The 24,187-nt window shown below is 67.2% G+C and carries 17 protein-coding genes; 7 read left to right on the top strand and 10 right to left on the bottom strand.

Annotation, left to right across the window (positions count from 1 at the left end; genetic code table 11):
- Positions 1 to 24 precede the first annotated feature (24 nt).
- The 3 genes from G6O54_RS05850 to G6O54_RS05840 all read right to left on the bottom strand — a co-directional run bounded on the left by G6O54_RS05850 (position 25) and on the right by G6O54_RS05840 (position 2,340).
- Positions 25 to 729, bottom strand: coding sequence for an NADH-quinone oxidoreductase subunit B (locus G6O54_RS05850; protein ID WP_165221483.1), 705 nt, complete (start codon positions 727 to 729; stop codon positions 25 to 27).
- Positions 720 to 1,136 (bottom strand): NADH-quinone oxidoreductase subunit A, encoded by a 417-nt coding sequence (locus G6O54_RS05845; protein WP_165221480.1) that lies wholly within the window; start codon positions 1,134 to 1,136, stop codon positions 720 to 722. Before G6O54_RS05845 ends, G6O54_RS05850 begins: the two co-directional genes overlap by 10 nt.
- Positions 1,137 to 1,425: 289 nt before the next feature.
- Positions 1,426 to 2,340 carry a hypothetical protein gene (locus G6O54_RS05840; RefSeq protein WP_165221477.1) on the bottom strand — a complete coding sequence of 305 codons (915 nt, stop codon included), beginning with the start codon at positions 2,338 to 2,340 and terminating at the stop codon, positions 1,426 to 1,428.
- Between the two features lie 310 nt (positions 2,341 to 2,650).
- Between G6O54_RS05840 and G6O54_RS05835 the strand changes: the two genes are divergently transcribed.
- Positions 2,651 to 4,024 carry a HEAT repeat domain-containing protein gene (locus tag G6O54_RS05835; protein WP_165221474.1) on the top strand — a complete coding sequence of 458 codons (1,374 nt, stop codon included), beginning with the start codon at positions 2,651 to 2,653 and terminating at the stop codon, positions 4,022 to 4,024.
- A 64-nt stretch (positions 4,025 to 4,088) separates the two neighbouring features.
- Here the strand turns inward: G6O54_RS05835 and proB are convergent, their stop codons facing one another.
- Complete coding sequence (gene proB, locus G6O54_RS05830) at positions 4,089 to 5,318, bottom strand: glutamate 5-kinase (protein WP_165221471.1); 1,230 nt, start codon at positions 5,316 to 5,318, stop codon at positions 4,089 to 4,091.
- Between the two features lie 269 nt (positions 5,319 to 5,587).
- Between proB and G6O54_RS05825 the strand changes: the two genes are divergently transcribed.
- The 3 genes from G6O54_RS05825 (at position 5,588) to G6O54_RS05815 (ending at position 10,508) form a co-directional block, all read left to right on the top strand.
- Positions 5,588 to 7,186, top strand: coding sequence for an amidophosphoribosyltransferase (locus G6O54_RS05825; protein WP_165221468.1), 1,599 nt, complete (start codon positions 5,588 to 5,590; stop codon positions 7,184 to 7,186).
- Positions 7,187 to 7,611: 425 nt separating this feature from the next.
- Positions 7,612 to 8,742, top strand: a complete 1,131-nt coding sequence (locus G6O54_RS05820) for a PKD domain-containing protein (protein WP_165221465.1) — start codon at positions 7,612 to 7,614, stop codon at positions 8,740 to 8,742.
- A gap of 74 nt (positions 8,743 to 8,816) precedes the next feature.
- Entirely contained in the window at positions 8,817 to 10,508 is a 1,692-nt protein-coding gene (locus G6O54_RS05815; protein ID WP_165221462.1) for a hypothetical protein, read from the top strand.
- Positions 10,509 to 10,557: 49 nt separating this feature from the next.
- Here G6O54_RS05815 and G6O54_RS05810 read toward each other — a convergent pair whose 3' ends face one another.
- The gene (locus G6O54_RS05810; protein WP_165221458.1) at positions 10,558 to 15,621 is read right to left on the bottom strand and encodes a sbcc family protein; all 5,064 of its coding nucleotides are present in this window, start codon (positions 15,619 to 15,621) and stop codon (positions 10,558 to 10,560) included.
- A gap of 367 nt (positions 15,622 to 15,988) precedes the next feature.
- Between G6O54_RS05810 and G6O54_RS05805 the strand changes: the two genes are divergently transcribed.
- A complete protein-coding gene (locus G6O54_RS05805) occupies positions 15,989 to 16,909 on the top strand; it encodes a hypothetical protein (RefSeq protein ID WP_165221455.1) in 921 nt (306 codons plus the stop codon).
- Positions 16,910 to 17,139: 230 nt separating this feature from the next.
- Positions 17,140 to 17,634, top strand: coding sequence for a hypothetical protein (locus G6O54_RS05800; RefSeq protein WP_165221452.1), 495 nt, complete (start codon positions 17,140 to 17,142; stop codon positions 17,632 to 17,634).
- A gap of 348 nt (positions 17,635 to 17,982) precedes the next feature.
- Here G6O54_RS05800 and G6O54_RS05795 read toward each other — a convergent pair whose 3' ends face one another.
- The gene (locus tag G6O54_RS05795) at positions 17,983 to 20,982 is read right to left on the bottom strand and encodes a hypothetical protein (RefSeq protein ID WP_165221449.1); all 3,000 of its coding nucleotides are present in this window, start codon (positions 20,980 to 20,982) and stop codon (positions 17,983 to 17,985) included.
- Between the two features lie 698 nt (positions 20,983 to 21,680).
- Here G6O54_RS05795 and G6O54_RS05790 point away from each other — a divergent pair.
- Positions 21,681 to 22,112, top strand: coding sequence for a hypothetical protein (locus tag G6O54_RS05790; RefSeq protein WP_165221446.1), 432 nt, complete (start codon positions 21,681 to 21,683; stop codon positions 22,110 to 22,112).
- A gap of 44 nt (positions 22,113 to 22,156) precedes the next feature.
- Here the strand turns inward: G6O54_RS05790 and trmB are convergent, their stop codons facing one another.
- The 4 genes from trmB to G6O54_RS05770 all read right to left on the bottom strand — a co-directional run bounded on the left by trmB (position 22,157) and on the right by G6O54_RS05770 (position 24,116).
- On the bottom strand, positions 22,157 to 22,798 hold the full coding sequence (gene trmB / locus G6O54_RS05785; protein WP_165221443.1) for a tRNA (guanosine(46)-N7)-methyltransferase TrmB: 642 nt from the start codon (positions 22,796 to 22,798) through the stop codon (positions 22,157 to 22,159).
- An 86-nt stretch (positions 22,799 to 22,884) separates the two neighbouring features.
- Positions 22,885 to 23,220, bottom strand: coding sequence for a DUF5615 family PIN-like protein (locus G6O54_RS05780; protein WP_165221440.1), 336 nt, complete (start codon positions 23,218 to 23,220; stop codon positions 22,885 to 22,887).
- Positions 23,189 to 23,584, bottom strand: coding sequence for a DUF433 domain-containing protein (locus tag G6O54_RS38710; RefSeq protein ID WP_165221438.1), 396 nt, complete (start codon positions 23,582 to 23,584; stop codon positions 23,189 to 23,191). The genes G6O54_RS05780 and G6O54_RS38710 overlap by 32 nt, the downstream gene beginning before the upstream one ends.
- A gap of 31 nt (positions 23,585 to 23,615) precedes the next feature.
- Positions 23,616 to 24,116, bottom strand: coding sequence for a 3-hydroxyacyl-ACP dehydratase FabZ family protein (locus tag G6O54_RS05770; protein WP_165221436.1), 501 nt, complete (start codon positions 24,114 to 24,116; stop codon positions 23,616 to 23,618).
- Positions 24,117 to 24,187 lie beyond the last annotated feature (71 nt).

Genomic DNA, 24,187 nt, shown 5'->3' with positions numbered 1-24,187 from the left:
CGGCCGGGGATGCGGGCTCCGGGATCAATGCGATTCGTCGCCGCCCAGTTGGGCGGGGCCGCCGGGGAGGCGGTAGCCGAATCGGTCCTCGACTCCGCGCTCGGCCGCGATCGACTGGCCGGCCGGCACCGACCGGCGCTCGGCCATCAGCTTCTCGCGCTCGAGCAGCTCGGGGAGCCCGTTGGGGGCGAAGGTCCGCCCCCCCTTCTGGATCTTCTCCTGGAGGTCGATCAGGGCGCGGAGGATCTGCTCGGGCCGGGGCGGGCAGCCCGGGATGTACACATCCACCGGGATGAACCGGTCGATCCCCTGCACCACCGCGTAGGTGTCGAAGATCCCCCCGGTGGAGGCACAGGCCCCCATGCTGATCGACCACTTGGGCTCGGGCATCTGGAGCCAGATCCGCTGGAGGACCGGCATCATCTTCATCGACACCCGCCCGGCGACGATCATCAGGTCGCACTGGCGGGGGCTGAACCGCATGACCTCGGCGCCGAACCGGGCTATGTCGAACCGGCTGGCGCCGACCGCCATCAGCTCGATCCCGCAGCAGGCCGTGGCGAAGGGCATCGGCCAGAGGCTGTACTTGCGGCACCAGTTGACCACGGACTCCATCGTCGAGAAGAAGACGTTGTCCGGGAGCTTCGGCTCTCGGGCGGGCTCGAGCACCAGTTGCGAGCCCGGCCGCTGACTGATAGGCCCCTGCCCCTGCGTCGGATTCAACGCCATTCGAAGACCCCCTTCTTCCAGGCGTAGGCAAAAGCCGCCACCAGGATCACCACGAAGAGCTGGATCTCCCAGAAGACCAGCGAACGGAAGACCGGGGGGATGCCCGCCACCCCCGCCGCGACCTCGCCGGCCGCCGGGGGCATCGAGGCGCTCCACTGGGAGACCACCCACGGGTAGAGGTACAGGAGCTCCACGTCGAAGAGCAAGAAGACGATCGCCACCAGGTAGTAGCGGACGTCGAACCGCTGGCGGGCGTCGCCGAACGGATTCATGCCCGACTCATAGGGCATCTGCTTGACCCTCGTCACCTTCCGGGGCCCGAAGACCGCGCTCATGATCAGCATGCTGAGCGCGATCGTGATCGCCACCAGGAGGATGAGGAAGATCGGGGTGAATTCCGTGCTCATCGCTCGTCCCAACTCCCGCCGCTCGACGCGAGGCCAAAGATTGTGAAGGGTTTCACAAAGTTGGCCTCAAAAAAACCCAGCCGGCTGCTGGGAAATCATCTGTGGGATCATCGACGCCAGGTTTCACGGCCAGGGAGGGTGGCAGGTGGCCGACCGGCGCGGACGATGATACGCCGCCATTCACGAGAATGTCGATATTGTAGGGATCCGCGCCGTCCCGTCAACGAGCTAGCGACCCGGTGGCTCACTTTTGGCCCGGTCTCGATGCGCGAGGTGGCCCGCGGCCCCGTCAATCGAGCGGGGGCGGCCCATCCGTCGACCGGCGCGGGGCGACGCCCGCGGGGGTCGCGGTCGAGGCGGGCTCGGATCGCCGGGCCCTGTCGAGGACTTCCGAAGGGGTTTCCTCATGGGCGGGCCTCGCCGCCGGGGCAGTCGTTGCCGGCGTCGCCGCGGGCCGCGACCCGGGGGCGATCGTTGCCGGCGGCGTCGGGCTCGTCGCGGGATCGGACCCGGCCTTGGCCGCGGCGCCCGAACCGGCCGCGGGAGAACGACGGCGCGGGGCCGACCGCGAACCGCTCAGGGGCGGCGGACCGTCGGAGTTGTAGCGTGCCGTCCGGGAGCGCTCGCGGCCGAGTCCGGCCCCTTCGCGAGTCGCCGGGACTTTCGGGGCCCTGGCCACGCCCCCGCGCGAGTCCAGCTCGAGGTCCTCGCGGGTCCGGGCTCGATTGTACTGGCGGAGCAGCTCCGCTCGCTTCTTCTGGTTCTTCTCCCGGAAGTACTTGAAGTAGATGTCGTTGGCTGCTTCCTGGCGGGCCTGGAACTCCGCGTCGGATTCCTTGTTGGGCTCGTAGATCCGTCTCAGTTCGCGGTCGTAGGCCCGGTTCGCCTGATTGTAATGCACCCCGACGCCGCTCCGTCCGCCGCCCCCCGACGGACCCGACAGGGAATCCAGGTAGTTCTGATACGGGGTGGTGCCGCCGACGCGCGGGGGAGCGTTGTTGTACCCGTAGCTCATCGACGGTGCGACCGGGTAGACGTAGGCGTCATACTGCGAGTTGTACGGGCGGAACGGATCCGCGCCGAAGCCCTGCCCCCGGGCCGAGGGAACACCCCCGAGGGCCAGCAGGGCGGCCAGCGTCAGGCATCCGACGCCCGACCGGGCGATGAGGCTCCGGGATGACTCGAAGGACCTGATACCGCACATGTTCCGGGCTCCTCGCCGCGGGCGAGCCGTTGGCATCGAGTGGGAGAACGACGGATCTTCGCTGAACGTCATTGTACCGTGTTCATCGGAGGGGGCCACCCGTTGGTCTGAGTTGTCAAGGTGCATTTCTCGGGCCGGGGGCTCGGTTCCAGCGATTGTGCCGGGGGCATGGGCCGGCACGCGAGTCGGCGGGAAAGAGGACAACCGCCGGGGCCCCGGTCGTGGCATTCGGCCGCAAACCCGATAGGATGGTGGGATCGTGCCGCGTCCCAGTCGCGGCGACCGTGGCCGCGAGTCGAGGGGAGGATTCATGGGGGGCGCTGCACTCTTGTTGGCACTCGGCCTGGCCTGTCAAGGTGCCGAGACCCCGGATCCCCGGACGCTCGTCGACCGGCTCGGCTCGCCGAGATACGCGGAACGTGAGGAGGCCGAACAGGCGCTGATCCGGCTGGGAAGTCGGGCGTATCCCGCGCTCCAGGCCGCCGTCCGGTCGAGCGACATGGAGGTCCGCGCCCGGGCCGCCGCGATCCTCCGTAAGGCCGAAGGTGCGGTCCTCTCTCAGCCGACCATGGTGAGCCTCGATTTCAAGGATCGGACCGTCGCCGAGGTGATCCAGTCCCTGGCAGAGCGGACCGGGATGAAGCTCTCCCTCGCGACTGGCAACCAGACGCGCCGGAGCGTCGAGCGGATCACCCTGGTGGAGCCGCGGCCGATCCCGTACTGGCGGGCCCTGGACCGCCTTTGCGAGGAGGCCCGGCTGATCGTCGACCCGAGCCCCCGATCGATGGATGGCCGCGAGCAGGCGTCGTTGACGCTGATCGACCGTCGAGGCCGCCCGATCACTCCCGTTTCGGATCAGGGCCCGTTCCGGGTCAGCCTCCTGGGCCTCGAATACCGCCGGCACGTCGGCTTCGCTCCCGAGCCCCTCGACGGGCAGGCGGACGCGGGACTCCCCCCCGCGCGGCCCAAGGGCCCGTCGGCGCCGCAAGCCTTGCGGACGGTGGTGACCTCGAATTTCTCCGTCCAGTTGCAGCTCGCGGCCGAGCCTCGCCTGATCGTCTCCATGGCGGGGCTCCCCGCGGTGACGGAGGCCGTGGATGAGAAGGGCCAATCGCTGACGATGCCCGGTCGCAACGCCGTCGATGCCCGGCCGATCCCCTCGATCTCCCGCGGGCTGGCCCCCTCCACGATCGTCACCGCCGCGATCCAGCTCGTCCGCCCCGAGGAGGCCGGCAAGACGATCAAGCTCCTCCGCGGGACCATCCCGCTGGTGATCATGGCGCGACATCCCGATCCCCTGGTGGTGCCGCTGGCGGGGGCCGCCGGCAAGTCCTTCGACAAGGGGGACCTCCACGTCGAGATCCATGAGATTCGCCAGGGCCCGAACGCGCGCGGCCGACAGATCGAGCTGACGGCGAAGACGGCCCCGCCCCCCGGGCTGATGACTCCGGCGGGTCCCGGCGAGGAATCGGCCGGAGAGCTCCAGGCGCCGCAGCTCGAGCTCGTGAATGACCGAGGCTCGCCGATCCCCTGGTATCGGACCGGGCTGGACGCGGAGGAGCATCGCGTGACGATCACGCTGGCGGGGGTCCTCGGCGGCGACGCCAAGGAGCTTCGCTACTACAGGGTCACGGAGACCCGCACCGTCGTCCCCTTCGAGTTCAAGGACCTGCCGATGCCCTGAGGATGCGACGGCCGGAGCCAGGGGTGGGACAGGGACAGGCTTTCCTGCCCGTCCCACGCTCGCCTCAGGAGATCAGGACCAGGTTGTCCCGATGGACGACCTCGTCGTAGAGCGCCGAGCCGAGCGCGGCGCGGGCCTCTTGGGTGTGCAGACCGCGGATGATCCGGGCGTCGGCGGCCGGGTAATTGGTGAGTCCCCGGGCGAATTCCCGCCCGTCGCGGTCGCGGATGCCGACCACGTCCCCCTTGTCGAAGTCGCCGCTGACCTCGACGATTCCGATGGCCAGCAGGCTCTTGGAGCCGGTTTCCATCGCCTTGCGGGCGCCGTCGTCGACGATGTAGTGGCCGCGAGGGCGGGCCGTCAGCCCGATCCAGCGCTTGCGGGCGCGGTGGGTCTGGCCGTGGGCCAGGAAGAGGGTGCCGACGCGCCGGCCGGCGAGGATTCGCGTCAAGGGCTCCGGCCTAGTCCCGGAGGCGATGATGACCGAGCCGCCGGCCTGGGTCACCTGGCCGGCGGCGGCCAGCTTGCTCTTCATCCCGCCGGTCCCCAGCGCGCTGCGACTGGTCCCCGCCAGGGCCAGCACGTCGTCGTCGATCCGGGGGATCAGGGGGATGACCTCGTCGGTCCGGGCGTTCGTCACGGGGTCGGTCCGGAGGAGGCCGTCGACGACGCTGAGGATGACGAGCAAGGGAGCCTGCAGCAGGTTCGTGACCATCGCCGCCAGCCGATCGTTGTCGCCGAACTTGATCTCGTCGATGCTGATCGTGTCGTTCTCGTTGATGATCGGGACGGCGTTGTACTCGAAGAGCGCGTGGAGCGTGTTCCGCATGTTGAGGTAGCGGGCCCGGCTGTCGAAGTCCTCGTGCGTCAGCAGGAGCTGCGCGGCGTGACGTCCGTGCCTCCTCAGGCCCTCGTCGTAGGCGCGGATCAGGTAGGACTGGCCGACGGCCGCGACGGCCTGGAGCTCCGAGAGGTTCTCCGGCCGCCGGGGCAGGCCGAGCTGGCCGATGCCGGCCCCCACGGCCCCGGAGCTGACGAGCGCCACCTTCCGGCCGCTATCCATGACCGCGCAGATTTGCTCGCTGAGGTGGTGGATCCGGTCGGGGTCCAGCCTCCCCTGGGGGTCGGCCAGGACGCTCGTCCCGACCTTGACGACCCAGATCGCGGAGTCGAGCACGATCTCGTCGCGGACGAGGTCGCGATCGTCCGGCTTGCCGGGCTGAGGCGGGGTCGCCGTCCTGGCGGCTTCGGCACCGGCCGGCTCGACGGCGGCTGCCCTGCGATTCCTGTTCAAGGCTCGGCCTCGGCACGCTGGGGAGGGTACGATGGCGGGGACGTTCGACCCAAGCCGACGGCATCACACGATTTAATGATCGCGCGACGATCGCCGGCCCGGAATTCGAGGGCCGCCCCGAATCGTGAAGGTTGTCTGTAGATCAGGTCGACATTATAATCCACCCGGCGGGGGGGCCTAGAGGAACTCGACTCTTGGTCAACCAGGGTGCGTCCTCTCCTACTCCTCCCCCGCGTGTCGGGGGCTCATTTACGGGAAGACCCCTGATCATGGGTGAACTCCACCACGAGTGTGGCGTCGCGGCCGTTTTCCATGCCCCGGATGCGCCAGTTTCCAAGCTGGCACCACTCGCGGGTGACGTCAACAGCGTGGCCCGTCTCGTGCCGCGGATGCTCCTGGACATGCAGAATCGCGGCCAGCTCGCCGCCGGCATGGCCAGCTTCCGCCCCGATCGCCAGACCCTGATCCGGACGCACAAGGAGCTCGGCACCGTCGCCGAGGCCTTCCGGCTGAATCATCGGACCGAGTTCGAAACGATCATGCAGGGGGTGGACGGCCCCGTCGCGATCGGCCACGTCCGGTACGCGACCTGCGGCGGCGACGACCGCTACAACGCCCAGCCCTTCGAGCGCGACCACGGCCGCAAGACCAAGTGGTTCGCCTTCGCCTTCAACGGCCAGCTCGCCAATTACCACGAATTGAAGGATGAGCTCCTGTCCAAGGGGGACTACCACCTCAAGCGGGACACGGACACGGAGATCATCATGCACTCGCTCGCCTACGAGCTGCAGAACGAGGACCATCAGCCCGACTGGGCCGGCGTCTTCGGTCGGCTCGCCGACAAGTTCGACGGGGCGTACAACATCGTCCTGCTGACGGCCCACGGCGAGCTGGTGGTCGCCCGCGACCCCCTGGGCTTCCGGCCCCTCTGCATCGCCGAGCATGGCCCCCTCTTCGGCGCCGCCAGCGAGAGCGTGCCGCTGGCGAACCTGGGCTTCAAGAACATCCGCTCGCTGGATCCCGGCTGCCTCGTCGTCGCCAACAAGGACGGCGTGCGGGTCGAGCGGTACGCGCCGTCGCCCCGGCAGGCCCACTGCTTCTTCGAGTGGATCTACTTCGCCAACGTGGCCAGCACCCTTGACGACCGGTCCGTCTACCTGAGCCGTTCCGAGCTCGGCAAGGAGCTGGCCCGGCTCGAGGACGTGCCGCTCGACGCCGACACCATCGTCGTCCCCGTCCCGGACACGGCCAAGGCCGCCGCCGACGCCATGTCGTTCGCGCTCAAGATCCCTTCCGTCGAGGGCCTGATGCGCAATCGCTACGTGGGCCGGACGTTCATCGAGGGGACCGCCGACCGCGCCGCCAAGGCCCGCCTCAAGTACACCCCCCTGCCCGAGGTCCTCAAGGGCAAGCGCGTCCTCCTGGTCGAGGACAGCATCGTCCGCTCGACCACCATGCGGGCCCTCGTCCACGAGATCCGCGACCGTGGCGGCGCCCGCGAGATCCACCTCCGCGTCGCCTGCCCGCCGATCATCGCCCCGTGCTACTACGGCATCGACATGTCGAGCCGCGGCGAGCTCTTCGCCACCCGGTTCATCGACCTGCCCGACGGCGGCGTCTCCGACGAGGCCCAGCAGCGGATGGCCAGGGAGCTCGGCGCCGACAGCCTCCGGTATCTCCCCGTCAACGCCATCGCCCGGTCGGTGACCATGTCTCCCGATCGGATCTGCCGCGCCTGCATCACCGGCCATTACCCCACCCAGACGGGCGAGGACCTCTACCAGATCGAGACCGGCTCATGCCCAGCCACGGACACGAACGCCGGACGGGCCTATGAACGTGTGCGTGAGCCCGTGGCCCTGGCCTGACACCACTTTTCCGCCAGATCCTCCTACCTCTCTTGCCGGGGCGAAGGTATAACCTGCGCCCCGGCTTCGGGCCTTCGTGCCCGATTTTCGGTCCGGGTGCGGTTGGACCCTGTCCAAAGGCGATCCGAACGACCCGAACATCGACGCGGCGGCAGCAATTCTGTGAAGTATGCCGCGGACACCCACGATATATAGGACGAGGGACCGTCACGAGGATCGGTTCGATTCCATGTCCAGGGAAGGGCCTCGGCATGACAGGATACCGCAAGTTCCTGTTCCGCAACCGAGTACGCCTTGCGTTCGGCGCAGGGATGCTCTTCCTCGCGACATGCATCGTCGCCGGCATGTGGTGGACCGCGCCGGGACGGTCGTCGTGGGAGGCGGCTCCGGGCTCGTCCCCGCGGGGTCGTTCCGAAACCCGCGCTGTGAATGCTCCCACTGATGCACATCTGATCCAGGCTGGGCTCGAGTCGAGCGCCGTCGCGGCGGACGTCCAGGTTCCCAGGGCCGTGGCCCGGGTCGAGGGCAAGGCTGAGCCGGGTTCTTCGGTCATCCTGTCCGGCCGGACCTCGAGCGGCGGCAAGCTCGCGTACCGGTGGCGTCAGCTCGCCGGGCCGGGCGTCCTGTCATCGGCCACGGACCGGGCGGATCTGCCGATTGTCGTCCCCTCCGGGTCGGCCCGGCTCGAGTTCGAGCTGGTCGTCGCGAACGAGCGTGGAATCGACGTGGCGCGGGTGGAGATCCCCGCGACCGATGCGGCCGACCGCAAGACGCCGAAGGCAACCCCCCCCGTGGCGGACGCGGGCGACGACCTGGTGGCCGTGGTGGGCCGCCAGGTGACGCTCAGCGGGGTCCGGAGCCAGCCGGCGGGAGCGGTCGGGCATCGCTGGATCCAGGTCGGCGGTCCGAAGGCCAGGCTCCAGCTCGCGGAAGGTCCCTATTACACGTTCGTCCCGATCAGCCCGGGGGTCTATCGGTTCGCCCTCGTAGTGGCCGCCGGGGACCGGATCTCGGATCCGGACGAGGTCTCCGTCACGGTCGGCGCCCTGGCCTCGGCCGGCGACGCATCCGGGGCCGCGGGGTCGAGAGGGGCCGAGCCCGATACGCTCGACCAGATGGCCCGCCGCTCGCTCGGACAGGTGCACGCCAAGGCCGAGACGATCGACGAGCTGGTGGCCATCTTCGAAGAGGTCTCCCGCCGGATCGATCACTACGAGTCGTACGCCGGCATGTTCCAGGAGCTCTCCCAGCGGCTCGAGTCCGTCGTGTCGGGAACGCCCGGCCGGCGCTCGCTCTGGATGCAGCGGGTCTTCAATCCGCTCGCGATGGGGCTGGTTCGCGTGATGGGCGAGGAGGGGCTGGACCTGAGCCGGCCCGAGGGCCAGGCCGCCCCCCTGAACCAGGCCCAGCGGGCGCGACTTTCCGAGCAGTTCCTCCTGATGGCCGAGGGATTTCGGGCGGCCAACAAGCGGCCGACGAAGTCGATCACCCTCCCCCCGATGGTGCCCGCGGGCGAATCCGCCGGGCTGCCACCGATCGTGCCCGACGGCAACTGACCCATCTCCCGACCACGGAAGGATTTTGCATGGACAGCCACTGCCACGTTGCTGCGGCCCGGCGGGAGAGGTCGATGGTCCTGTTCCTTCTCGCCCTGGTGATCGGGCTGGCTCCCGGCGCGTCGTTCGCCCAGAACTCGTCGCGGCCCGAGACGGTCTGGCTGCCGCTCGACGACTCGATCCGGGCCTGCAAGGAGTCCGGCAAGCTGCTCGTCGTGATCACGAGCTCGGGGAAGCAGCCGGCCTCCCGGTTCTTCGCCTCGAACTTCAAGCGCGTGGTCGACGAGGCCTCGAGCGAGCTGGACGTGATGTTCAGCGAGATGCCCGCCGAGTCCTTCGGCGAGTCGCTCCAGCGGATGAGGGTCAACGACCATCCCACCGTGATCATCTACCAGCCGACGCCGAAGGGGACGAAGCTCATCTCGAGCCGGTCCGGATTCCAGTCCGTGGGCGAGGCGGTCGTCTGGCTCGATGCGCAGGGCGCACTCCGCTCGAAGGTCGCGGCGACGGGCGGCAAGGCATCCCGCTCAACCGCGTCGTCGTCGAGGGCACCCCAGCAGGTCGCCCGGCGGGATCGGTCCGTCCGTCCCGCGGAGAATACCGAACCGATCGCCGTCCCGCACGACGACTCGCTCGAACGAACCGGCGGCGACGGGGCCGTCGCCTCGGATCAGCGGCCCTACCCGACCGAGCAGGGCGAGCGCCGCTATCCGCCGCCGACGCCGCCCAAGACGGCGCCCCCCTATATTCCGCCTCCGCAAGCGCCGCCGGTCCAAATGGCCCCGCCGCCTCAGCAGTATTATCAGCCGCCGGTCTACACGGGCCAGCAGGCGACGCCGCTGGTGGTCTCGCCGCCGAGCGTCCCGATGGTGATCCAGCCGCAGGCTCCGACCGTGGTGGTCGGCCCGACGCCGCAGCCAAACATCATCTTCGCCGCCGCTCCGCCTTCGGCCCCCACGATCTCCTACGCACCGATGGCCAGCGCCCCTGCCCCCGCCCCGGCCCCGGCGCCGACGGCGAATGCCCCCCAGTTGTTCATGGCCAGCGCCCCGGCCCCGCAGCCTCAGCCGGCGTATGCCCCGGCCCCGCAGCCACAGCCCATGGCGTACGCCCCGGCCCCGCAGCCACAGCCCATGGCGTATGCCCCGGCCCCGCAGCCGCAGCCCGTGGCGTATGCACCGGCTCCCCAGCCGATGGCGAGTGCTCCCCAGCAGGGTCAGATTGCCCAGTCGCCGGCGCTGCTGGCCGCGGTCCTGACGAATCCGTCCCTCGTGAATCGGATGCTCGGTGCGCTGGGCGAACACCTGGCACAGCGGCGGAACCCGCGAATCCAGATGGGCCAGGCGCCGCAGATGATGCAGGCTCCGGTCGCCGCCGCCCCCGCCCCGGCGCCGATGGCGTCGGCTCCCATGGCCTATGCCCCGGCCGGCTACGGGCCGCAACCGGGGATGATGTACATGGCCGTACCCAACGGCCCGCCGCCGGGCTACGGCTACGGCCCGCCGCCGGGCTACGGCTACGGCCCGCCGCCGGGTAATGGCTACGGCCCTCCCCAGGGCGGGCCGGACTACGGCGGAGGCTATCCGCCGCAGGGACCTCGGCAACCGTACTATCCGCCGCAGGGCCCGCCGCCGGTCGCCCCGACACCCCAGGGTGAGGGCTCATCCTGGAGCGGCCATTTCTTCGGCTCGGGAGGACAGGCCGCGGCACCGTCCTCCGCGGCCCCTGAGAAGAAGGGCTGGCTGCACGGGATGTTGTCGAAGTAGGAGCCGGCTCCGCCCGGCGACCGACGGAGCCCTGCGCGTCCAGCTTGCTTTAGCTCTCCTGGGCCGCGTGGAAGTTGACGGACGTCGCCCGCTGGAAGGGAGGCACCGGCGGCGGTGTCTTCTTCTCGGGCTTGTTGTCGGCCCCGGCATCGATGATCGGGTCGGCGAGGGGATAGAACCTCACCTTGTCATTCGACTTCGCCTCGACGAAGACGCGGTACTCGGCCGGCTTTCGCTGGGCGGCCGGCAGGAGCGTGATCCGGGTGGTGTAGATCCCGTCATCCTTGAGCAGGTCCGGATAGATGCCGTCGTCGCGCATCTCGAAGACGGGATTCTGGATCGCCACGTTCGTGGTGTCGACGCGCTGGAGGGTGCTCTTCACGTTCGCCTCCAGGACGGGGGCACCGGCGAAGACCTCCGCCTCGACCACGGCGTCGAACTGGTCGGCGGCGATCACGCCCCGGAAGGCATTCTCCGGATCCTTGGCCGGGTCCTTGTCCGCGATCTTGGGCTGGGGTTGCCGCAGCGAGGCGATGATCTGGACGTTGGGGCGCCGCGTCCCGATCGAGAACGTGTATCCGATCCGGCCGTCGCCGCCGACCAGCGGCAGGTATTCGTCCTTGATGACCAGCTTCGGCGTGTAAAGGCCCTGGCCCAGCAACCCGGCCCGGAGGTCGGGCTTGGGGGCGCGGAAGACCAGCATGGTGTCGCTCGAGAAATCGGGCTCGAGCCGCAGGTAGGGCCGCTCCACCAGGTTCCCGTTCGCGAAGAGTCGGATCTCGGGATGCTCCTCCGGGTTGCCTCGCAGCTTCTCGAAGTTCGTCAGCGGCCGCGACAGCCCGAGTACGAACTCGTAGCTGGCCCCTTCCTCCGCCTGGAAGGCGCGGAACTCCACCTCGATCCGGGTCGGGTCGTTCGCGAGACGCTTCACGGGTGCGGACTTGCGGGCTTCCTTGATCCGTTCAAAGACGGCCCGCGGTTGCGATCCGCGACCAGCGAGCCGAGTGAGCCGTTCCTCGAGGGTGCGGAGTGCCTCGTGGATGCTGTGGAGCTTGAGGAAATAGGTCTCATTGACGACCTGAGAGGTCCAGTCGCGAACCAGGTCGAACTGGTTCCTGTCTTCCAGTTCCTTGAACAACTGTCCCTTTCGAGGGCTGTTCATTGCGGTCGGGGAGAGTCCCTCCCAGATCGGCGACTGATAGCCATCCGCAATGTCGACATAGAACGCGCGCGGCCGTGCACCCGGGGCCGAGACGACCCACGATTCGAAGGACTTCGTATCCGCGATCTGCTTGTAGAGCTGCGCCAGCTCGGGCGCCTGGGCGACGGATTTGAACTCGGGCGTGACACCGACCGCCATGGCCGACCTGTAAGCCCTACGCGCATCCGCGAACATGCGCGCGTTGGAGGCGATTTCCAGGACATCATAGGCCGAAGTGTCTTTTGGGGAATCCAAGACGTTGACGTCGGGAGTCAGCAGATCGACGAGGAAATTCAACGGGCTGTTCAACAGGGCGGTCGACTTCGCCGCAGGCTTCGTGGCCCAGTGCTCCGCGTTGCCGGAATCGCGTGAGAGCCCGTTGGATCGGACCCTCAGGTCGTCGAGGCGTTTGCTGATGTGAAGTTCATTGAGATGAAAGACGTCCGTTGCTTTCTCTTCCTCGAGCTTCGTCTTCGTCGGGTCTTCCGGATCCGCCGCTCTGACATTGGGCGTGAGGCTCGTGATCCGGTCGACGACGGTGATGAGCTCCCCGAGCACCCGAGCAAAGCGTCGAGGTTCGGGTTTGTGGTCCGCGGCCCGTTCCAGGAGCGACACCGCCTGCCGCAGCTCCTCTTCATAGTACCAGTGGGGCGTGAAGGTCTCCTCCTTCGATTGGGCATGCTGATCGAGGATGAGCTTGATGAATCGGGTTTCGTTCTCCGCGGCCGCGACGAGGTCCTCGGGACTGACCTTCGTGTCCGGCGTCCGTTCCGCAAGGTAGTTGTCCGTATCGGATCGAAGCTTGTCGATTTCCTTGCGGAGGGCCTGGATCTCCTCCTCCAGGGATGGAATCCGATCGAAGATCGGTTTGCCTCTGAGGGACTGGTCGATCGACACGATCGCTGAACCCAGCGCGGCCAGCTTCTTCCGGGAGTTCTCATCGACGGCCGTCCCGCCGGCGCTCTTCGCTTTCAGGTCGTTCAGGGAGGTCTTCAACCTGTTGAAAGTCTCTTGCCAGCGAGTCAGCTTCTTCAGGGTGTTCGCCGCGTCCCGGGCGGTGTCCAGCTTCGCCGAAAGCTGCCGCTCCAAGAGCCGTACGTCGCTGTCGTACTCCGCGAGCGCGAGGTGGAGCGACGCGGCTCGGAGGTGCAGGCGTCTCGCATTGGTTCGCCACCGCTCCGAGAATTCTCTGATCAGGGCGTCCTTGTCTTTTTCACCGCTGGTGTTCACCACTCCTTGCCTCAAGGTCTCCAGGCGTTCCACGCAATCCTCATTCTCCTTCGCCTGCGACTCGAGCGCGATCGCCTGCCTTCGCATGGCGTCCCTCAACTGCCCGTCCAGGGCGTCATCCGTCCTGGCCAGGAAGCCCTCGTCCCGGCCGAGATTCCTCCAGACCAGGGCATGAATCGTATCCTTCGCCTGCCGAACCGCGCCGATAGCCCGATCGGCCGGTCCGTCGACGTTTCCCAGTTGCAGCTCGCGGATGGCGTTGCGTGCCGATCTCAGATTGTTGGTGAGCTTGTAGAGGCTCGACTGGACGACGCTCAGGCTTTCGTACTCCGGCGGCTTCATCGTGTTCTTCAGGAATGCGGAGTTGATGAAGTCGAGGTTTCGACGCAGGTTGTTGTCGAGATCCTCCTCGATCTCGCTGAGCAACCCGCCCTTCGGTTTCCGGCGGTCGCCGACGTAGTTGGTCACGATCTCCTGCCAGAAGTTGGAGTCGGTCTCCCTGGCGGTCGACTTCGGGGCAAGCCTGCTCGTCGTCCCCAGGTCGAGATTGATCGTCCCCTGGTCGGGGAAGCTCACCCAGGCGCCGGCGGAGATGTCGTTCTTGATCCGCTGGGCGATGGTCCCCAGCTCGTCGATGTCCGCGACGAGCTGGACCGTACCCCCCGACTGGTGGGCCTGGTCGCGAAGGCGGAGGGGTATGCTGCCGTCGAACATCTCGATCACGTCGAGGCGGACGTCGCCATTCTTCTGGAGCCGGGCGCGGAGGCCCTCCAGCTCGTCGCTCAACTCGACCGGCAGGCCGCCCGGCGGGGTGATCAGGATGATGTTCTCGGCCCGATTTCGACGCACCGATTCGGTGAGCGAGTTCACCATCTTGTTGAAGGCGCGAAGCCGATCGCCGTTGTTCATCGCGCCAAGATCCCCCGTCAGGGGCACCTCGACCTCCTCGATCCGCTCGCGATCGATGAGCTTGGTGATTTGATTGATCGCCAGCCGGCGGATCTGCTCGTAGGGCATCTTGTCGCCGGCATCGATCCGGACCAGGTCCTTCTCGGGATAGAGCGACGGAGGGGCGACGATGTACGTCCGCCGCCGGCCGAAGCCGGTGAACGTCTTGCCCGGCAGGGCGAACTTGCTCAGGAGGTCTCGATAGACCCTCAGATCCTGGGTGCGGCTCTCGACGCCCGGGACGTCCAGGTCGCTTGAGACGTCGATCAGGTTCTGCGCCGTCTCCAGCGAGAGCCGAATGTGCAGCTTCGCCGCCTCCGTCAGGGTCGCGGAGCTGCTGCTGTCCGACGTGCCCAGCACGGCTTCACGCGCGATCTTCTCGACGAGCCTCTGCTCTTCCGGGCCGAGGGTGTTGGGGCCCGGTGCGGAGGCGATCTTGAAGCCGCCCCCCCCCGCGCCGGTCAGGTAGGCCAGGAGAGCCTTCTTGATCAGGTCGATCGTCGGCTGGAACCGCTTCAGCCGCTCGGGCGCGGACGAGTCGGCCGAAAGCAGGCTCTGGGCCAAGCCGCCGCCGCCCTGTCGCGTGATCTTTGCGGTCTCGGCCGAGGCCAGCTCACGGGCCTTCACCCTCAGGTTGTCGATGATCTCAGGGCCCAGCGTCGAGGTCGCCTCGATCAGGGTCCCGGCCGGATCGGAGAAGGCATTGCGCGCGATCAACTCCAGCGCCTTCGTCTTCTGACTCGACGTCGGCTTGATGAAGTCGGGATCGGAGCCCAGGACCTTGAGCTGGGTGTCGAGGAAGACGCGTGCCAGCCGCTTGATCTGCGTGAGATCGTTACTCTTCGGGGCGATCGAGGTCCGGTTCTTGCCGATGTTCTTGTCGGCGATCTGGCCCCGGGCGAAGGTCGTCGTGGCATTGACGATGGAACGGAACCGTCCCGTGAAGGGCTGGTCGGCGCTCACGGCCGCGGTGTCGAGCTTCACCTCGTCGCTCGACTCCAGCGACGACGGGGGCCGCAACTGGAAGAACTTGTCCACCCAGAACTTGCAAGACTGCTGCTGCGTGTGCTCGTGGGCGAGCGTGATCGGATTGGGGGCCTGGGCGTTGTGATCGCCGTTGCAGAAGCGGCCGTAGTCCCCCTGCCGGAGGAAGTAATTGTCCATCAGGCAGCCGGGGCCCATCGCATTGGCCTGGGGGCAGAGCCCCCTGGTGGCCCCGTCCTGGTACTCGTCCGGCAGGGCGAAGATGTAATGGCTGATCTCGTGGGCCACCGTCAGCGCCGCCTGCTCCTGGGAGTAGCGTTGCAGGTTCTTGAAGTAGAGCCCGATCTGACCGGGCCGACCCTCGATCCCCCCCGGCGTCGCCCAGCCGCCTCGTCCCGGATCCCCGGTCAGCGAGATGACGATATCCGCGCCCTTGACGTTCTCCACGTAGTCGAACGGGTCGATCCGGAGCCGCTTCTCCGAGAGCTCGTAGAGGACCGTGCTGGCGTCCTTCACCAGGGCCCGGATGTAGGCCTCCTGCTCCTTCGACGGGCTCTGGGGCCGACCAAGGGTCTGGAGCTGGTCCGGCGTCATCCCGAAGGAGGGGATCTCGGCGAAGGTGTACGTGACCCTAGCCGAGCGAGTCTCCCCCGTGTACTTGGCGGGGCCGGCCAGTGCGGAGCCGACGAGCCCCAGGTACAGCGCGATCCCTGCGCATCGCCACGCGACCCGTCTGACTTTGCTCGACATGGCAGCCTCGAAGGGGATTGGCTCGAGTTGATCGACTGCTTAAATTGCCTGATTGACCCATTATAACATTGGGGCGGCAGAATCGTGAAAAGGAAAACGCAGAACCGCGGAAAAGAACCGACGAGCGCCGGCGAAGACGGGAGAGCTCCAGATTCTGGGGAATCGAGGCCGGTTGTCACGAAATCGGGTATACTGGATTAGCAAGGTGGCGAACTCGCGGCGTGCAAGGGAGTGCGACAGGCGCCTCACCCGAGGGACGGAGCCGGGGAGGTGATGGGAATCCGCATGCGGAGTTCCCGTCGCGACGTGGATCTTGACTTGAGCGGTCGAGACGATTCGAACTGGTACTCTGCGAGGGATACGGTCCATGTCCAGCATCAATCGATCGGGGATGGTCCGGCCATTCCTCTATCTGGCGGGGCTCGGCCTGATGGCCCCGGGCTCCGCCCATGCGTTCCCGGATCATCACAGGAAGGCGACCGCTTACGCCTATGCCCCGGTGCCGATGGGCTTTCCGGTTTACGGCGCGGCCCCGATGATGCCGATGGCGTCCGCCCCCGTCTTCGTCGGTGCGATTTCGACCGCGTCCGCTCCGACCTATGCGGCCCCCGCGGCCTCGGCGCCGACCTACGTGACCCCGGTGGCGTCCGCCCCGACCTACGCGGCGCCGGTGGCGTCCGCCCCGACCCCGCTGGTTTTTAACCCCGTCGCCGCCGCCCCCGCCGCGAGTGCCCCGGCGTCGAACGCGACCACGGCGAGCGCCCCGACCAGCACGTCGAACGGCCAGTGGCTGGTCTGGTCGCCCGGGACGACCGCGGCGGCGCCCGGCGTGGCCGCCGCACCCACGAATACCACCCTGCCCAAGGCCGATGTCGATGCCATCCGGGAGGAGCTGACCGAGCTCAAGGAGTCGCTGAAGGAAGACGGCGTGACCGGTTCCGAGCGGCGAAACCAGTTGCTCGACAAGGCGAAGGAACTGATCGCCGAGGCCAGGGACACGTCGGTGGACGACTTGAAGGCCGCGGACAAATCCCTGGCGCGGCGGCTCGTCAAGGAAACCCTGGACGGGTCGACCGGCGACGACAACGGGGGCAACCCGGGGACCGGAGACGGCGGCGTCACTGCGCCGAAGGCCCTGGCACCGGGGCAGACGAGTTACGTCATCTATCAGCAAGCGGCGGCCCCCGCCTATCCCCAGTACACCCTTTACCCCATGGCGCCGGTCTCCTTCGTCCCGGTCAAGCCGTGCGGCCACAAGTTCTTCTGCCTCTGCAAGAGCTATCCCTGACACCACCCGCCCGATCCTGAGCTCGATCGAAACCGGCCGGCGAGTCCTTCGCGAAGGACTCGCCGGCCTTATTTTTTGTGAGACGCTTTCCGGGTGACGCGAACGAATCGTTTCACTAAAATGCTCTCTATCGCCCCAGTGCTTTGAGAGCCGCCGGTGACCCGAAACCAGGCTGCTCCCGTTCAAGTCCAGACCCGCACCATCGACGGCCACCGTCCAGGAGCCAACTCATGAGGCGCTCTGGGCCGCTGCGAAGATCATGGCTCATCGTGATCGTGCTGGGCATGCTCGCGGGCTGCCCTCGTACGACGCAGGTCCACGAGGACCTGACCGTCACTCATGAGGTGAAGCCAGGAATCCGCGCCGACTTCCTGGTCGCCCTCCTGCCGGTCGTCACCTCGGCCCCGTTCCGTCTCGTCTCGCGGATCAATGATTGGCTGGCCCCGCGGCCGAGGTGGGAGTTCTCGTTTGACAACGTGTTCATGAAGGTCGATGCGTCGAGACTTCATCGTGTCGAGATCGTGAAGGTCCTTCGGGACTGGAATTCCCTGCTCGATTCCGAGTCGTCGCCAGACGAGCGACAGGCGATGCTCGATCGCGAAGCCCGGGCCCTGGTGGCCGACTTCGACCACGTCCCGGTCATGCGGCTGCGACCGTCCCAGCTCGAGCTCGCCAGCGAGATCGTGCGCGAGGTCCTCGGCCCGCTGACTCCTCCCCCCGCGTGATGGGACCGCGGCTTCGCCGCCGATGATTCTGGACCGAAGCCTCCACTGGCGTGATGAAGAGCTGGTCTGGACGACCCGGGCGTCTTGTCCAGGTCTTGTTGCGTGGGAACGAGGCCTGTCGGCATGCCTCAGCGTGCGCCTGGCTCGGCAAGAGCCTCGCCCTCCCGGTCTGGGAGCGGCTCTTCTCCGAATGGGAGGGCGAGGCTCCTGCCGAGCCAGGCGCCGCCTGGCGATCGCGCCGGGGCCAGGTTCCCAACGGCATCGCGGGCCGCGTCAGGCGCAACAAAATCCTTCCCGTCCAGATCCCGGCTGTGGGGCCGTCGATACCAGGTTTTCATCGAGCCGGCCTCACCCCTTGCCCCGGACCTCCAGCCCGAAGCATTGAGCCCGCTGGAAGATCGGCATCGGCGGCGTGATTGATGGCGCCTCGGACTCGGTCGTGTCGGGATGCATCACCGGATCGACCAGGGGGATGAACCGGGATTCGGTCGTCGTCCGGCCCTCGACGACGATCCGGTAGTCGGCCGTGCTTCGGCCGGCGGAAGGAGGCAACCCGATCCGCCCGGTCGCGATGCCGTCGCCGCGCCGCAGGTCCGGGAAGATGCCGTCATCGAGCAGCTCCGCGGTGAAGATCCTCGAGCCGCCCCCCGCGGAATCTTGGCGCGTCACCATCCCGCGGATCTCGGCGCCGACGATGGGGGCCCCGGCGATCATCGCGGCCTCCAGGATGACCTGGTTCGCCCCCAGCCCGACCACCGAGGTGGCCATCGTGCCTTCCGGCTCGCGGATCCCGGCGACGAGATGAAACGCATTTCGGGACGTGGCGATGCTGAAGGTGAACCCCAGCAGGTTCACGTCCGGCTTCTCCGGTGTGGCCTCGACAACCTCGGGCAACGAGTCGCGGCGGAAACGGATCCGCGGACGATACCGCCCCTCGGCGATCCGGAATGCCGAATCATCGACGTCCTGGGAGGCGAAATCCTGCTCGGGCGGGGCCAACCGGTAGACCAGAAGGCGCTCGCTCGACGCATCATGATCGAGCGAGAGCCCCGGCTGGTCGGTCGGAAAATCGTCCCGATAGAGCTCGAGCACGGGAGCCTCGGCCGGGAGCTTCGCGAGCGGGCGATCGAGCGCCAGGATGAACTCGTAGGTCCCGCCGTGCTCCGCCGTGAAGGCGTCGAGCTCGACCTGGATCGAGGAGGGATCATTGGGAGGCTCGAGGATCTTCACCGTCGATCGTGAATCTTCCGGGACCGAGCCCTTCCCCTGGGTCGGTCCCTTTCCCCGCTTTTCCAGCTCCTTGACGGCCCGGAGATCGATCACGCCGTCCTGGGGGATCGAGACCAGCGTACCGCAGGAGAGTCGGGAGCGGACCTGCTGGATGGCGAAGGCCAGGCCCTTGACCGAGTCGATGTGCTGGACGCTACCGCCCGAGGCGTGCCCGAGGTTCCCGAGCGGAAGATCCAGGTGACCCGCACCGACTTGGATCACGTGGATGGCCCGAGCCTCACCCGGGCCGATCCCGGCGGCCCGGGTCCAGTCTCTCAAGGCCTCGCAAAGGTCCTTCAGGTCCGACTTCGCCGGCATCGGGATCCCGCCGTTGGGGGCGAGCACCACGATGCCGCGTACGCGCGGGGACTTCTCCTTCGACTCGAGTCGGACTTTCAGGTCCCTGACCTGTTGCTTGAACCGCGCGAGGCGGGCCGGTATCGAGCCGGCGGGCGCCTTGCCACCTTTCACGAGCTTGCCCAGGACATTCGCCAGGATGACGGCCTCGCCGGTGGGCGGCGACTCGACCTCGGAGAGATTCTCGACCTTGAAGCAGGAGCCGTCCGGCCCCCCCTTGAGGATATCCAGGGCGAGCCTTGGAGCCTTCTCGTAGGGGAGACCGTCACTCGCGATCAGGTCGTACTGAGGATCGAGCGGATCGGGGGCAAGAAACAGGACCAGGTCCCTGACACCCTGCTCCGGCGCCGGGGGGGCGGTCGGGGCCTTGCTCCCTTCCAGGAGCAGGGGCTTCCGCTGGGCGATGCGATCCGAGGCCGCATGCTGGACGGCCTCCCTGGCCAGCAGCTCCAGGAATCGATCATCCGACGGCAGGATCGAACGCGGCCCCGGCGTATCCGAGATCGCGAACGGACCCAGCGGATTGCTGAAGAGCGACGTCAGCAATGCGCCCTTCACCTGCGTGACCAGGGGGGCGAGCAGCGGCTCCTCCATGGTCGGGTTGAGCTGGCCCGCGAAGGGAGCGAGGATGGCGTCGGGGCGACCCGCCGCGGCGTTCCGGGCGACGCCTTCCAGCTCAGTCCTCAGCTTGCCGCCGAACTTCTCGGGCCAGTCGACGGGTTCGAGGAGGACGAACCGGAGGACATCCCCGACCGCGGCCTCGATCTCGTCGTCCCGCACGGCCTCGGGATACTCCGGATCCCGCCGGAGCCGGGCCACCTGGTTCTCGAGGAACTGGCGGACGATCCGGCGGGCCTCGGCCTCCTGGCTGGGCGTGAGCGAAAGAGTCCGGCGATTCTTGCCGATCCCCTGGGCCTCGATGCCGGACCGAAGGTGCGACCGAGCCGCGATCTGGATGGCATCGAACCGGCTCCAGCGGGTGTCCTGCGTGGCGAGACTCGCCGAGACCTTCCGGCGCTCGAGGAATCGATTGATCAGAAACTGGCACGAATCCCTCGCCTCGTGGTCGTGCGACAGCGTGGCGCCGGACGGGGCGGCGCGGTTGTGATCGCTCTCGCAGAACTTGCCGTAATATCCGAGCCTTGGGCCGGTCGAGAGGAAGTTCGCCATCAGGCAACCCGGCGCGTCCAGGTCCTGCCCCGGGCACGAGGCCGGCCTCCCCGGGTCGCCAATCTCATCCGGCAGGTCGAATAGGTAGTGCGCCAGGAGATGAGCCACCAGCAGGGTGGCGTCGGTCTCCTTGAGTCGGGTCAAGCTCTCGTAATAGAGGCCGACGTGTCCCGGCCTGCCGACGCCGGCCGGGGTCGCCCAGCCGGAATCCGGACCACCGCCTTCCAGGGCGACGATGAGGTTTGCGTTCAGGATGTCGGGAACGTAGGTAAGGCTTCCGATCTTCACCTTGCCCCGGGTCGCACTCGTCAGGACGGCCCCCGCCCCGGCGACCAGCTCGCGGAGCCTTTCATCCTTCCCCGCGTGCTCGAGCCTCCATGGCTTGATGCTGGCTCCGAGTTTCCCCCGGTCCGAGGCCGTCATCTGATCGTGCGGGAGATAGGCGTACGTGTAGGTGAGTGCCTGCGCCAGGGGCTCACCACCACCAGGAACCTTGTCCTCGGCCTGCCCAGGGGTGAGCCAGTACGCCTGGCCGATGCACGCGGCAACCAACCAGCCACGAACTCCGAGAGCTGGGATGTGTGGCAAGGGTGATCTCCCGGTTCTGCGTCCCATGATGTCATACACTTGTCACGCACCCTCAACCTCGATCGTTCAACGAGGCCGCGATGCAGTACGGATGGATGGGGTCCTAGATTACCTGCATTGCCAGGATTCTACGAAGAGAAAGACCGCCGTCGTGCAAAATTGATCCATCAAACCGAGGAATGCACAGGGATTTTCGCAGCCCCCATTCCTGAAGTGGCGCATCCTTCCTATTTTCCTTGATCCCACTCATCGCTGTGCCTAAGATCGCTCTCGTTCGCTCGCGTTGGGAACTGAGATCGATGACACCCTTTCGATCGGGGATCGCGATGACGACGAACCAGGCCATGCGCGGCCGGTGGGAGCTGCTCGCGGCGACGATTGTCGCGAGTCTTGGATTGGGCTCCGGTCTCGAGGCGTCCGAACCGCCGGGACGGGCGGATGACAGGAGCCGGCGGGAAGAGGTTTCTCGGGTGGCGGTTGCCGTGCGGGGGGATGTTCCTGGCGGGGGGGCGATCCGGTCATCAACGCGTCTAGCCGCCCATCTGCCGCGAGTCATCTCGATTCAATCCGCGCTCCCCGGTGTCGCGGGGGTGCTCGGGCCGCTCTTCCTCGCAATCCAGGGACCGCTCGATTTGATCGATCTCGGTCAGACACTGGCCTCGATGTCGGAAGAGCTGATCTCGATCCGGGATGACGGGGGGATCCTCCTTTCGGGCAAGCGCGGAATGATGATCTACAGGGCAAGGCGTAGCATGGCCAATGCCCTGAGAGTCGAGCTTGAACAATTGCCGGCCTTCTATCCGCAGTACACCGACATCGCCGACGCCCTCGCCGTGACGATCCTGAATTTCAGCTATAGCAGCCCTTACTTCGAGTCCAGGGCCCGCCTCGTCCTGGCCGAGAACGCGGACAGTCCAGGTCGTTTTCTGCCTGCTCCCGACAATCTCACCTTCTGGGCGCCACCCAGCGACTTCGGGTACGCACCGGCCAGGGCGTTGCCCGCCCCGCAGATGCCTTACCCGGCCGCCCCCTCGAAATCGCTCCCGATCGCCGTGGCGTCACCTCAGGCCGTCCCGGTGGCCGGGTTACCCTGAACGAGGGTTCGATCTCCGTCTCTCGTTCGCGAGTCCGCGGCTCGTCAGGAAGAAACCGACTTCCGGTAGCTTGCCCGGTGGATCGGCCGGCCCTCGATCCGGAACTTGCGCTCGAAGTTCGTCAGGTAATCGAGGTCGTGCTCGGGCTCTCTTAGGCTCATCGCCGGCTGCTCCGGGAGGCGAGGCTCGGCGGCGACGAGGGCCCGGATGACCTCGTAGTATTCCTCGACGTCGGTGGCCACCTCGAGCCGGCCTCCCGGCTTCAGGATCCGGAGGACCGAGGCCACCAGCGACTCCGTGAAGACGCGTCGCTTCTTGTGCCGCTTCTTCCACCAGGGGTCGGGGAAGTAGACGTGGACGGCGGCGACGCTGGCGTCCGGGACGAGCTTGCCGACGACCGGGCCCGCGTCCCCCGGCCAGACCCGGACGTTCGTCAGCCCGGCCTTCACGGCCCGCTCGGCCGCCAGCCGCGCGTATTTCTTCGAGATCTCGATCCCGAAATAGCCCCGGTCGGGATGCTCCCGCGCGGAGTTCGCCAGGAAGAGCCCCTTGCCGGAGCCCACCTCGAGCTCGATCTCGCGGCCGTCGCCGAAGAGGTCATGCCAGCTCAGGGGGTTCACCAGCGGGAATCGCTCGGGTTCGAGAAGGCAGGAAGAGACGTCGAGGGTGGGGCGGGCGCGTGTCATGGTGGAAGGTCAGCGAGGAGGGTTGGCGAGGAATCGCGAGGCAGCCAGTCCATTCCTGGGGGCACGATGGGAGACAGTCCGAACGGTCAGAGGAACTGGACGCGGGCGACCATATCCTTGGCCTCGATCCGTTCCCATAACTGGATCAATCTCAAAATGATTTCACCGATGGACTTCCTGTCCTTGTCACAATAGGCGATGCCCGCATGCGGGACCCCGGCGGCGTGGAGACGGAGAAAGTCCCGATCATGGGTGACGATGACTCGTCCCTGCCCCAACGCGAAAGCCGCCTGTAGTTCATCCTGGGCGCTGCGAAGGCCCGATTCCTGAGTTGTTGTCACGTCGATGCCTCGACGTCGAAGGCCCTCCGCGACGGCGAGGGTGCAGTTTTCATCGAGGTGGAACCGGATCGTTCTTGGCATGCGAGGCCCTATGCGGTGACGACTCGTCCAGAGGACCCGGCCCGTAGCTTGCCATCATCTCTCGGACAAGTCGCTCGCCCTCGGCGATCTCGGCGTCGATGCTCTCTCGATTCCCGTGATAATAGGCGAGAGCCGCGAAAACGTCGGCGAGCGAGATCCCGGGATGGGCCGACGCGATCTCGTCCGGGCTCATTCCCAGTCGCTCATGCGAGATGGCGACATCCTCGACGGTAATCCGGTGTCCATCGATCCTCGGACGGCCCCCGCAGACTCCCGGCGTTCGCACGATGCGCACCCTGTCCACGGCCGGAAGGGAGTCTTGCACGGCGTTCGAGATGTGCGACTGAATCTCGGTCGTTCCCATGACTGCTATCCTGCCGGTGGATCCGGGATTTCTACCCCGCCAGCTCGTCCTCGCGGGCGATCATCACGCCCTGGAACTTGCCGTGGAAGACCAGGTTGGTCCCCACGAAGCCCTGGACCTCGAAGATCGATTGCCGGCGGTGGAGGCGGATGGCCTTGCCGACCAGGACGAGTCGGTCGCCGGGGCGAACCGGGCCCCGGAACCGGACCTCTTCCATGCCGCCGAAGCCGACGAAGCCGGACTCGAACAGCTTCACTTCCTTGCAGAAGTAGCTCGAGAGCTGGGCCGCCGCCTCGCACATCAGGACGCCGGGCATCAGCGGGTAGTCGGGCATGTGCCCCCGGACCCAGAACTCATCCGCCGTCACATCCTTGTAGCCGATGACCAGGCGTTCGGCCGGGTCGACGTGGACGATCGCCGTCAACTGCTCCATCTCGAAGCGCTGGGGGTTGTAACGGTGGATGGCATCCCGGTCGGCGAGGACACGCGAGGTGTCGATCGTGGAAGGGTCGACCAGGGCAACGGGCGGCATGCGCGATCTTCCTTTCTTGCAGACAAGGCAGGGCGAGGCAACGCGGTGCCGATCGCGGGCGCGGGCCGCGT

The sequence above is a fragment of the Aquisphaera insulae genome (genome assembly GCF_011064615.1).
In the GTDB taxonomy this organism is placed as follows: Bacteria; Planctomycetota; Planctomycetia; order Isosphaerales; family Isosphaeraceae; genus Aquisphaera; species Aquisphaera insulae.
This window is presented reverse-complemented; position numbering and strand designations above follow the sequence as displayed.